2 protein-coding genes are annotated in these 13,626 nt (G+C 40.8%); both read left to right on the forward strand.

Annotated features, from left to right (window positions below; genetic code table 11):
• Positions 1-18: 18 nt before the first annotated feature.
• Entirely contained in the window at positions 19-10,461 is a 10,443-nt protein-coding gene (locus BR73_RS0110420; RefSeq protein WP_033165471.1) for an SDR family NAD(P)-dependent oxidoreductase, read from the forward strand.
• A 47-nt stretch (positions 10,462-10,508) separates the two neighbouring features.
• The gene (locus tag BR73_RS27335; protein WP_051685119.1) at positions 10,509-13,613 is read left to right on the forward strand and encodes a beta-ketoacyl synthase N-terminal-like domain-containing protein; all 3,105 of its coding nucleotides are present in this window, start codon (positions 10,509-10,511) and stop codon (positions 13,611-13,613) included.
• Positions 13,614-13,626 lie beyond the last annotated feature (13 nt).

Here is a 13,626-nt window from a genome sequence, read left to right on the forward strand (position 1 = left end):
ATACTAAGGGGGTATTAGATGTCTGGGAATAATTATACGGAAAAAGAAATATATCAAATGTTATTTAACCATGAGATAACAAAAGAGAAGGCTCTTTCTTTGCTGTCGGCTGCCCCTCAAAGTGTAGCAGCTGAGGCAGCCCTAAAGGAAAGTCATGTTCACATCCTGGAGGAAGCCGGCGGCAAGGCTCATCAGGCAGAGGATATATTGGATGAAATTATTAAAATAGTAGCCGGTAATCTGCATATGTCAGAGGATGAGTTAGCCTATGAAATGAGCTTTAAGGACCTTGGTGTGGATTCTATAAACGGGATTGAAATAATCCGTGATGTAAACAGGTTTTATGGTTTAAATCTTGATGCCGTAGTGATTTATGACCATGCCAATGTAAAGAAACTAAGTGAATTAGTCTTAAAAGAACTAAATAAGAACCATATCACTTTAACCCAGACAGGTGTGAATACCCCCGATAAAGAATCTGCCAGAGAAGAATACACAGGTGATATTGATTCTGCAGAACCCGGTATTGAGGAAGAAGAGGTATATTTAATCCTATCTGATATTATTTCTTCCAATCTGCATCTTCCCAAAGAAGAACTTCGATACGAAGTAAGTTTTAAAGAACTTGGTGTTGATTCCATCAATGGAATTGAAATTATCAGAGAGGTAAATAAAAGTTTCGGTCTGAATCTTGATGCAGTTATAATCTATGATTATTCCACCATCTCCAAGCTTGCTGATTATGTGGTACAGGAGAAAAACAGAACTGCCAGAACCCTTAAGGCAATTAATCCGGAATATAATCAACCTGACGGATTTCAAACGGGAAATAAAATCAGCATTCGTGAAACTAAGAATAATACTGAAAATGAAAAAATTAGTCTTGCCAGTACAGATAGGAATTATAGTAAAGCCAATAATTTAAAAAATGACGAAGGTAAGCTTAATAATATTATAGGTGATAGTATTAGTCGGGATAGCACTATACGGGATAGTATTAAACAAGGAGATTATAAACGAGAAGATATAAAACTTGAAGATATTAGAAAAGAAGGCATTAAGCAAGTAGATATTAAACAGGAACAGGACATCATCTATAAACAGGAGATTATTAAACCTGATAAAATTAAACTCAGTGATATTAAGCAAGGTAATACACTCCCTGCTACTATCGGACACGGAAATAATCAAGAATTTGATGTGCGGGACAATACTAAGTCCGGATATAATAACGCCGAGGTTCAAAAACCTGCTCCTATACAGCTAATCTCTACAGATCATATTCAGAATGCCATTTCAACAGGTAATAAATTTATGGTAATGAACGCTGCAGATAAGAGCTTAACTGATATTAATAATACCTGGAATACTGCGGATATTAATTTTACTTCTGGGAACTCCACTGGGATTAATCCTGCAAGTATAAATTCTAAATATTCAAATGTAGCAGACAACTTTTCTATAAAGCAAGAAAAGGGTAGCGTGGATGTACCAGGACTTAGATTAACGGGCAAGGAGGAGAACGGGAACTGGTTATATCATTATAAAGAAGAGGACATTGCTGTTATAGGGATATCCGGACGTTTTCCGGGAGCAGAGAATGTGGATGAGTTCTGGAGTAATCTGGAGCAGGAGAAGGATAGCATTATTACCATACCAAAAGAACGCTGGAATTGGGAAGAATACTATGACCCGGATCCCAAAGCACCAGGTAAATCCTATAGTAAAGTGGGAGGGTTTATAAAGGGTATTGATAAATTTGATCCATTATTTTTTAATATATCCCCTGTTGAGGCAGTTTATATGGATCCCCAGCAGAGGCTTTTTCTGGAGGAAGTGTGGAAAGCCCTGGAGGATGCAGGCTGCTCAGACAGAAGCTTGTCGGATAAGAAATGCGGCGTATTCGTCGGAGCCTCTCAAGGGGATTATGTAAAGGCACTAACCAGAAATAACGCTGAAAACAGTGGGGAAGCTTTTACCGGAATGGCTGTGTCCATACTGGCCTCCAGAATATCCTACTTTTTAAATCTGATCGGTCCCTGTATCACGGTGGATACGGCGTGTTCAAGTTCCCTGTCGGCACTCCACCTTGCCTGCCAGAGTATTAGGAATAGAGAAAGCGACATGGCCGTTGTAGGTGGAGTCAGATTAATGGTCACGCCGGACTTGCATATAGCCACCAGTAAAGTAGAGATGCTGTCAAAAGCGGGTAAATGCAGAGCCTTTGACAATTCTGCCGATGGGACCATCATTAGTGAAGGGGTAGGGGCTATCATACTAAAACCCTTGAAAATTGCACTGGAAGAAGGCCATTCCATATACGGAGTAATTAAAAGCTCCGGTATAAACCAGGATGGAAAAACCAATGGAATAACAGCTCCCAGTATGCAGTCACAGATAAGATTGGAAACAGAGGTCTACGAAAGAGCGGACATCAATCCAAGAGAGATTAGTTATATTGAAACTCACGGGACAGGTACCAAATTAGGGGACCCAATTGAGGTAAAAGCCCTGACCAGTGTTTTTGAAAAGTATACCTCCGAAAAGCAATTCTGCATCATCGGTTCTGTAAAATCCAATATTGGACATACAACAACAGCCGCCGGTGTTACCAGTATTATAAAAGTCCTTCTGGCAATGAAACATAAAAAGATACCTGCCACACTTCATTTTCAGGAGCCAAATACGCACCTATCCTTAAAGGAAACTCCTTTTTATGTCAATCATAAAACTGTTGACTGGAGAGTACCTAAGGATAACCCAAGATTAGCGGCTGTCAGTGCCTTTGGTTTTAGCGGAACCAATGCACATATTGTATTGCAGGAATTTAAAGGGGAGAATGAAAATGAGGTAACCCAGGAGTATCCTTATTATTTAATTACCTTATCCGCTAAAACCCGTGAGTCTTATGACCGTAAAATAGTAGACTTGTTGAGCTGGTTGGAGAAACCTGAGAACAACAGTAGTATTGGGGATATTGCCTATACTTTACAGGTTGGCAGAAGCCATTTTAACATCAGAGGAGCATTTGTAGTAGATAGTTGTTCAGAATTAAAAGACAGGCTTAAGGAGTTGGTAGTAACGGGTCAGACAGCAGACTATTTTATGGAAGCCAACAATTCAAAACCTGTAAAAGCCGATGCAAATACAAAAGTCCTCATTCATAAGATTTTTGAGAAACTGAAAGACAGCGTAAGTGCTGAATATAAAGAATATCTGACAGAACTGGCAAGGTTATATGTACAGAACAAAGTAACCGGCTGTGAGTCAATATATACAGGTCATAAGTTTCAATTAATACATCTGCCCACGTATCCTTTTTTCGGAGACCGGTATTGGGTTGAGGAGGATGCAGAATTATATGCAGAAAAAAATTCCACAGCGTTTCTTCACCCTATGATAGACAGAAAACTTTCAGAAACGGAAGAAGCTGCCTATGAGAAATCCTTCCAGGGCACGGAATTTTTTCTAAAGGACCATATTGTACAGAATGAGAAGGTCCTGCCTGCTGTAGCCTATCTGGAAATAGCAAGGGCAGCCGGCAGCATCTTTCGTAGCAGAAAGGTTATGAAAATAACAAATAATTACTGGTTAAATGCTTTAAAAGTAAAAGATTCCTTCCAAAACATAAAGCTTATTTTGCTTCCGGTTAAAACGGACAGTAATGTTATGGAATATGAAGTAATAAGCCATGAGCAGAATGAACAGGAAATATTACATGGCAGAGGTCAGATTGAATATGCAGCCTTAAGCCAGGAAGGCGTAAAGGAATATCTGGATTTAGACACAATAAGATCAAGGTGTCCCAGTCTCATAACCGGACTGGAGTGTTACCAGCTGTTTATAAAAGGAGGTTTAAAGCTTGGAAAAAGTTTTCAGTCAATACAGAAATTGTATTTTAATGAAAATGAAGTACTGGCCTCTATACAGTTACCGGAGCATTTAAAAGAGAACTTTCATGAATATCTGTTGCATCCGACTATAATGGATGGAGCCTTAGAGGCTGTAATAGGAATGGTAAGTGCAAAAGCCAGGAATGGTGGCGTAACATTACCTTATTATATCGGCGAAGTTGAGATACTGGGAGAATTGACAGAAAACTGCTTTTCCTATGCAAGATATACCGGCCGGAAAAAGAATGGATTGCAGGAATCCGATAGTTATGAGGTATTTATCCTGGATGAAGAAGGGAAAGTATTAGTTAAAGTAAAGGATTTTTCCCTATGGACCATCGGAGCTAAAGCAAATGAAATCCAAGCTGCAGCTGATAAGGTTCATTACTATAAGTATATCTGGGAAAAAAGTGATCTCTGTCTGCCTGAAAACCACCCGGAGGCATTAGGAAAGGATCTTTTGATTTTTGATACAGATAGTAGTTTATCAGACTATTTGCGTAAGAAATCAGAAGGTAAATATAACATTATTCTGGTTAAACCCGGGGCGGATTATGTGGAAGCTGGTAATGAATTTACCATTGCTCCGGCTCACAAAGAGGATTATGTAAGACTTATTCAAAGCTTAAAGGAGAAGGAACCTTTTCCTGGAAATATCGTTTATCTATGGTCAAAAGAGCCGGACTATGAATTTGAATCAATTTTAATTCAGGACCCGGAGTATACAATCTATCCGCTTTTGTATCTGTACCAGGCCTTAGAGAATCTGGTACCTGATGAAAGAATCAAACTGAACTATATGTTTCAAGGTGATGGAAAGGTATTTTCACCCTTTAGTGCAGCCTTTGGCGGTTTTGCAAAATCCCTGAGATTAGAGAATGCAAAATATAGCAGTAAATCCATACAGTTTAATGCTGCCTTTTCTTTAGAGGAGGTAAGCAATCTGATACTTTTAGAATTACTGGCTGCAGCAAAGGAGGATGTAGAAATATTACATACTACTGAAGGAAGGTTTGTCAGGACGATACAGGAGTATTTTATAGAAGATAATAGAATGCAGAAAGACAATAGTATACAGAAAGAATATTTTAAAACCAAAGGAATATATCTGATTTCCGGCGGTTTTGGCAAACTTGGGCTGATACTTGCACGCTTTTTGGCGGAAGCTTACCAGGCAAAGCTGTGTTTAACCAGCAGAAGTCCGCTGGATGCAGAAAAAGTCACAGTTATAAAAGAATTGGAGGCTTTGGGCAGTGAAGTATTATTTGTTCAGGGGGATGTGTCAGTCCTTAACGATACGGCTGCAATCATAGAAGCCGTAAAAGAAAGGTTTGGCAGGATCAATGGGATTATTCATTGTGCCGGTATGACCAGAGATGCCTATCTGAGAGACAAAGGAAAAGACGATATGGAACAGGTAATCATACCAAAAGTTCAGGGGACTATTAATCTGGACCTCTTAACAAAGGACGAACCCCTGGACTTTATAATTCTATTCTCTTCCACTGCGGCAGTTACCGGTAATCTGGGACAGGCAGATTATGCGTATGGTAATTGTTTTATGGATTATTTTTCTCAGCTGCGTAATGGACTTGGTAAACAGGGCCTGCGGTATGGAAATACCCTGTCAGTTAACTGGCCTTTATGGAAAGAAGGTGGATTACAGGTAGGTAAGGCTACGGAAGATTTATTTGCCAGTATGGGAATTGCAACCCTTGAGACCACCAATGGAATTCAGTCACTTAAAGATACTTTGAGAGCTGGTGAAGATCAGCTGGTGGTGTTTCAGGGGAATGCACAAAAGCTGCGTAAGCTTTTAGGAATAAAGGATACAGCTGCAAATGCGAATTATAAGCCAATTTATGGACAGAATAAAGCCCAGAATCGCACCCAGGAAAATGCCCAGGAAAATGCCCAGAGTTTTGCCCAGAGTCATGACCAGAATCATGACCAAAATCATGCCCAGAGTAATACGCAAAGTAATATACCAGCTAACACTTTGAATACCTTTCATAAGACCGGTATCCTGGAAGATATCCACCGGGATGTAAAAAATGCGGTAAAGGAAATTTTACGAATTAAAGAAAAAGATATTTTTCTGGAAAAAGACATGAATGAGTATGGTTTTCATTCCCTGACCTTTACGGAACTGGCAAATAAAATCAATAAATTGTATTCCATTCAGATAAACCCCAGTATTTTCTTTGAATACGGGACTTTAGGTGCGCTTTCGGATTACTTGTACAAGGAGCATTATGACAGCATAGCGGCAGTCCATGGGAAAGAAGAAGCTGAACAGATAACGCCGGCTAATCTGGTCAGTGCTGCTTCCGTAGAAGAGGACTTTCCCAATACACTGCCAGGAAAAAGAGAACCTATAGCCATCATAGGAATGGGAGGCATTATGCCTCAATCGGAGGATATGCTCTCATTCTGGAGAAACTTAGAAGAAGCAAGGGATTTGGTAACGGAAATACCTTCTGACCGTTGGAAGATGGAGGACCTGCCGGATAATATTTCAAAATGGGGTGGATTTATGAATGAAATTGATAAATTTGACCCCTTGTTTTTCGGTATTTCACCTATGGAAGCGGAGCTTATGGATCCCCAGCAAAGAATCTTTATGCAGACAGTATGGGAAACCATTGAAGATGCGGGGTATAAGCCCTCTGATTTAGCGGGCTCAAATACCGGCTTATTTGTGGGAGTTTCCACCACGGATTACAGGGATGTATTAAAGGACAGTGAAATAGAAGCTCTGACCTCCACCGGTAATTCTCACTGTATTTTAACGAACCGGATATCCTTCTTGTTAAATCTCCATGGACCCAGCGAGCCCATTGATACCGCGTGTTCTTCTTCCCTGGTGGCAATTCACAGAGGAGTAGAATCCATCTATTGCGGTGATTGCGATATGGCAATCGCAGGCGGTGTAAATGTAATAGCAAGCCCTACCCTGCATATCTCCTTCAGCAAAGCCGGCATGCTCTCACCGGACGGTCGCTGCAAGACCTTTGATGAAAAAGCCAACGGCTATGTGCGCGGAGAAGGAACCGGGGCAATTCTGTTAAAGCCTTTGAGCAAAGCCCTTAAGGATGGGGATAATATTTATGCTTTAATTAAAGGTACAGCAATCAACCATGGCGGACGTGCGGCTTCCCTGACAGCCCCTAATACCAAGGCTCAGGCAGAGGTTATAATGAAAGCTTTTGATAAGGCAGGGTTTGAACCGGAGACCGTCAGCTACATAGAAGCCCATGGAACCGGCACCCAGCTTGGAGATCCCGTGGAAGTGAACGGATTAATAAAGGCATTCAAAGAAGCGGGAAAGAAGGACCTTACAGCTCCCGGAAAGCAAGCCTACTGCGGGATTGGTTCGGTAAAGACCAATATAGGACATCTGGAAACAGCAGCAGGTATTGCCAGTGTTCTAAAAGTATTACTGGCCTTTCAATATAAGACGATTCCAGGAATGGCAAATTTTAGTGTGCAAAACCCGTATATCCAACTGGCAGACAGCCCTTTCTATATTGTAGAAAAAACAAAGGAATGGAAGGCTTTAACGGATAATCACGGTACTGAACTGCCAAGACGAGCAGGAGTTAGTTCCTTTGGCTTTGGCGGTGTGAACGCACATATTGCTCTGGAAGCCTATGAAGGGATGGTCAGGGAAAAGGACAGAACGGACAGCCCCCATATCTTTATTTTATCAGCCAGAAACAAAGAACGGTTATCTGCCTATGCCCGGAAAATGCTGTCTTTTCTTAGGAGAGAAACTGAAAATAATTACGAAGCATTTAATAACCGGTCCCTTACTGACTTTGCATATACACTACAGGCCGGGAGGGAAGAGATGGACGAAAGGCTTGCGATTGTATTTTCAGACTGGAAGGAACTAATTCATAAACTCACGGACTATCTTCAGGAGAAGGACGAAATAGATGGTTTATACCATAATTTATCAAAAAAAAGCAAAGGGAAAGCTGGGGTAAATGAAAGAGATTCAGACACAGCCACAATAAATGAACTTATACAGAAGGGTGAATTCATGAAATTGGCAAGTCTCTGGGTAGCTGGTGCAAAAATTGACTGGAAGCTGCTTTATGGCGGTAAACAATTAAAGCGGATACCTTTACCGACCTATCCCTTTGAAAAGCGAAGAGTGTGGAAAGCAGCTGATAAAATAACTTCAGCGCAAAATGTAAGGGTTAAAGAAAAAAGTTCTCATATATCTACTTCTTTCAATGGAGCAATACCAGAGGACAGCACTGCCTCCATCGAAGATTGTTTTTATCTGCCAACCTGGAAATCGGTACCGCTGCCAGATAAGAAAGAGAGTAGTGGAAACAGCCTGGAAGATAGGAAGGTATTAATTCTTGTACCAATAAATTATGCTGAAATGAGCCGGCAGTTAATTGACTATTACTGTAAGGCTGAAGTCTATGTAATTCTTCTGGGGACAGAAAACAGAAGAATAGGTAGGAATTCCTGGGAAATAAATGTTTCCGATGAAAAGGGTATAGGCGATTGTCTGGCAAGAATAGATTCCTTGGAGCATGTTTATTTTCTGGGAGGAATAACCTCTCAGGACACTGCTTTTAATAATCCGGAAAGCTTGGAAATAACACAGGAAATGGGTGTTATCTCTTTGTTCCGCCTGATTAAAGCTTTCGTTGAGAAAGGGTTGGACAATCAAAAGCTCCATATCAAGATAATCACAAATAATGTCCATGCCATAGATGACGAGGACATAATCCCTTGTGCCGGCAGTATATTAGGCTTTGCAAAATCCATGGCCAAAGAATATCAGTACTGGAAAACTACCTGCATTGATATTGATCTTAAGGATTGGGAAAATGATAAAGAAATACTTACCCGCTTAATAGCAGAGGAACCCGCCGGTAAAAACGGGGAAGAGGTAGTAATCAGGAACAGGCAAAGATATCTTCACAGGATAATACCAACCGGTTTAAGTATAAGTAAAAGTACTTCCTTTAGAAAAGACGGTGTATATCTGATACTGGGTGGCGCAGGAGGTATTGGCCTGGAATTCTGCCGTTATCTGACCCTTAAGATAGGGGCTAAAGCAGCGTTGGTGGGGCGCTCGGATCTGGGTGCAGATAAATTTGAGAAAATCTCATCTATGAAAGCTTCAGGCGCAAAGATACTATATGTGAAAGCTGATGCCACTGATTTAAACAGTATGAAAGCAGCTGTCCTGGAGGTTAAACGGGAATTTGGCAGAATCAATGGAGTGGTTCATTCTGCTATTGTCATGAAAGACAGTGCAATTCGCAATATGTCCGAAAGGGATCTCATCGATTCCCTGGAGCCTAAGGTAAGAGGAAGTATCATCTTATATGAAGCAGTAAAGGAGGAGAAGCTGGATTTTTTCATGTTCTTTTCCTCTATCCAAAGCTTTGTCGGTAATGGTGGACAGGCCAATTATGCGGCTGCCTGCGGATTTAAGGACTCTTTTGCCCTTTATTTAAGGAAGTCAGTGAACCTTCCTGTGAAGCTTATCAATTGGGGATACTGGGGCAGCGTTGGAGTTGCTTCCTCTGAGGAGCATAATAGAATAATGGCTTCAAAAGGTATGCTATCCATTCAACCGGAGGAAGGGATGGAAGCAATTGAAAGAATCCTGTCAGATCAAGCGAGCCAGGTCGTTGTATTAAAAGCCAAACCATTTCTTCTGAAACAGACAGACATTATTGATAACACAAATCCTGGTGCAGTCTCAGAACATGAAGCAGAACAAGTGCCCTCCCTGTTATTTGAAAATAAAGGTGCTGGGAAGGAGCTGCAGGCAATTGCCGGTACCCAGCTGGGAGTATCCTGTAATGGAGACTCTGACAGAGGGCTGAGTAACAACGACCTGCTAAATCATTTAAGGTCACGTATTATACAATGTATCGCAGAGGTGTTAAAGGTGGAAGCAGGAGAAGTTGATAACAGTACCTCCTTTTCCGATTATGGAGTTGATTCCATAACAGGAATGGAATTAATAGAACGTATTAATACAGAGTTCAAGCTTACTCTGAAAACCACTATTTTATTTGACTACAGTAATGTAGATGACTTGGCAGGTTATATAGAAACAGAACTCGGGCATGGGACCGAAAAGCAAATTCAAAGTAATCCTGCATGGAACACAGATAACCGGGAAGACATTGATGTACATCAAACCGTTACGGAAAAACTCATAGATTGCATTACGGAGACTTTGAAAGTAAACCGGGAGGATATTGATTTTACCATGCAGTTCTCTGAATATGGTGTAGATTCCATTACCGGCGTGTCTCTTTTGAAAAATATAAATGAAGCTTTTGGTATAGTCCTTAAAAACACTGTTTTATTTGACTACAGTAATATTCAGGCTTTAAGTGAATATTTGTGCAGGGAATATAACCTGGAAAGGGAAGCAGCCCTGACTTTAATACCTGACACTTTCGATAACAGAAGGGTTTCAGAAGCTGATCCATTGGAGCTTTTAGCAAAAGGTGTTTTGAATGTTGAGGAGGTAATGGAGATGATTTCTGGAATAGGTGCTGAAAATCCGGCATAAGGCTTGGTCAAAAGGGGTATCGATAAGGTGAAGAAGGAGAAAACAATATGGAGCAAGCTGATGTAACAAGAAGGATTAAAGATATTCTGCAAATGGTAAAGGACAATAAGATAACACCAGCAGAAGCCAGGAGAAATATTGAAGAAATTAAAACCAATGCAGGAGCTCCTTCCAGGGAAACTTTATCAGAAGCCAAAGGGGTTGCAGTGATTGGTATATCAGGACGTTTTCCGGGTGCAGTAAACCTGGAGGAGTATTGGAGCAATCTAAGGGACGGGAAAAGTTCCGTGACGGAAGTTCCAAGGGAAAGATGGAATATTGATGAGTACTATGACCCGGATGTTGATAAATTAGATAAGACCAATTCCCGCTGGGGAGGATTCTTAAGTGACATCGATAAGTTTGATCCGGCTTTTTTCAATATATCCGGTATGGAGGCAGAAGTAATGGACCCACAGCAAAGATTATTTCTGGAAGAATGCTGGAAGTCCCTGGAGGATGCAGGTTATGCAAATGAGCTGGCCTCCGGTCTTTCCTGCGGGGTGTATGTGGGGGCCGCGCCAAGAGATTATCTGAATAACATTAGCGAAGGAAAGGCAGATATCACTGCCCAGGCCTTTTGGGGAAATACCGGCTCTGTATTGGCATCCAGAATATCTTACCTGCTGAATCTAAAAGGACCGGCAATGGCCATAGATACTGCCTGCTCCTCCTCTCTGGTTGCGTTGCATCTGGCCTGCCAAAGTATAATTCTGGAGGAAAATGTTATGGCAATAGCAGGGGGTGTGTGGATTTGCAGCACGCCCCACTATTACATCTTTACAAGCAATGCAGGAATGCTGTCTCCTGAAGGGCAGTGTAAATCCTTTGACAATGATGCCAATGGAATTGTTAACGGTGAAGGTGTCGGAGCTGTTGTCTTAAAAAACTTAGCACAGGCAGTAAAAGATGGAGATTATATCTATGGTGTAATCAGAAGCTCCGGCATAAACCAGGATGGCAAAACCAATGGAATAACAGCTCCAAGTTCTCTGTCCCAAACAGCCCTGGAACTGGAGGTATATAAGAAAGGCAATATCAATCCGGAAACAATTACATATCTGGAAACCCATGGAACAGGTACAAAGTTAGGCGATCCCATAGAGGTGGAAGCCTTAAAAAATTCTTTTCAGGAATATACGGATAAGAAGCAGTTTTGCGCTTTGGGATCCGTAAAGACTAACATTGGGCATTCCTCCTTGGCGGCAGGAATTGCAAGCTTTCTAAAAGTGGTGCTGGCACTAAATAATAAAAAAATTCCTCCCTCTCTTAACTTTAACAAGGAAAATGAACATTTGGAGTTAGAGAACAGTCCCTTTTATGTGAATACCAGGCTAAAGGATTGGAGCAATGAGGAAGGGCCTTTAAGAGCGGGAGTCAGTTCCTTTGGATTTGGAGGTACTAATGCACATCTGGTAATAGAAGAATACCTTGAAACCCGGAATACAGGTAAGAACAGGGAGACAGACACGAAACTACCTTACTATCTGGCCGCCTTCTCAGGGAAAACTACGGAGGAACTAAGTCAGCGGCTGAAGGATTTTTTAGTGTGGTCAAAGAAACATAACGGTACCTACAGTCTGGGGGATATATGTTATTCCCTTGGAAACCGGCGAAAACATTTTCATAAGAGGATAGCCTTTGTGGTAAGGGAACAGTCAGAATTAGAGCAAACAATCAATCATTATCTTGTAAAAGGCGAACCAGGCAGTACGGAGATTTTGGATACAGGAAATTTACATAAACTCAGAAACCATAGCAGGTTGTATGAGGAACTGGGCAGTATAGACCTTTCAGCCCAACGCTTTAAAGAAATTCTCCAAAGTTTTTCCCTGGCTTATCAAAACCGGGAAGCGCTGATCTGGAGCAGACTGTATCGAGAAGAGGAGCATTTTAAGATTCCCCTGCCGGTTTATCCTTTTGCAAGGAATAGTTATTGGGTACAGGCAAATGAAACGAAGCTTATGAAACCGGAAATGGTCAGATTACATCCGCTAATTGATGAGAATATATCAAGTTTTAAGGAGCAGAAGTTCCGTACAGAAATAGGTATGGAGAATCTGTTTAAGAAAGACTGCCTATCAGACGGCAGAAGCTATTATCCTTACGCAAACTTCCTTGAAATACTGCGAAAAGCAGGTGAGATTTCAGGTGAAAACAGGGTTATAGCTATGGATAATGTACACTTTGCAGGAAGTGATATATTTAATGGAACGGAATATTTGCTAAACACTAAGGTATATCCGGTGGGGGATCACTGCCAGGCAGAAATCGTGGCAGTTAATGAGGAAGAAGAGTTTATCTGTGCCCAGGCACAGCTGACTTTTGAAACAGAAGTGGCAGCCTCCGCAGTATCTGCTGCTATGCTTAGTAAAGTCAATATTGCAATACATGATGAAACCGATATTGCAATGCGTGATAAAGTCAATATTGCAATTCATGATGAAACCGATATTGCAATGCGTGATAAAGTCAATATTGCAATTCATGATGAAACCGATATTGCAATGTTTGATAAAACCGATACTGCTATAGTTGATAAAACTGGTATTGTTATGCATGTTAAAACCGATACTGTTAACGTTAATAAAAGCGGCATAGTTAATAAAACTGATTCAGTTAAGTTTTATATGGATATGCGGGATATAGATGATTTTAGCATTCTTAGAAATGAGTGTCCGCTTGTGGTATTAAAAGAAGAATTGTACACTTTCTTATATGGTGAGTTCAAATTGTATTATGGAACTAATTTTCAGGTAATCAATAGCTTATCCATATCATCTGAAAAGAATACAGCCTTCGCAGAAATATCTATGAGAGATAACGTATCCTTCCTGCTGCCGGATTTGGTAATAAATACATTCTTTCTTGAGGCCGCTTTTCAAATAGGCCTTTTTTTGATACAGGATAGAAAATTTAGTCATTATTATCTAAGCGGATTTGAGAGGCTTGAAATATTCCAGACATTTTCAGCTGCTTGTTTTGTTCGGATGGTTTTATCCGAGTATGAAGCTGAGGGAGAGGAAGAATCCTGGAAATTTAGTGTTAGCTTTCTTAATAAAGAAGGTGAGGTTGCTGTTAGAATATCCAATTACAATATCATAGGATACTAGGTAAATGGTTCAG

The sequence above is a fragment of the Clostridium sp. KNHs205 genome, from assembly GCF_000702945.1.
Classification (GTDB): Bacteria; Bacillota; Clostridia; order Lachnospirales; family Lachnospiraceae; genus Anaerocolumna.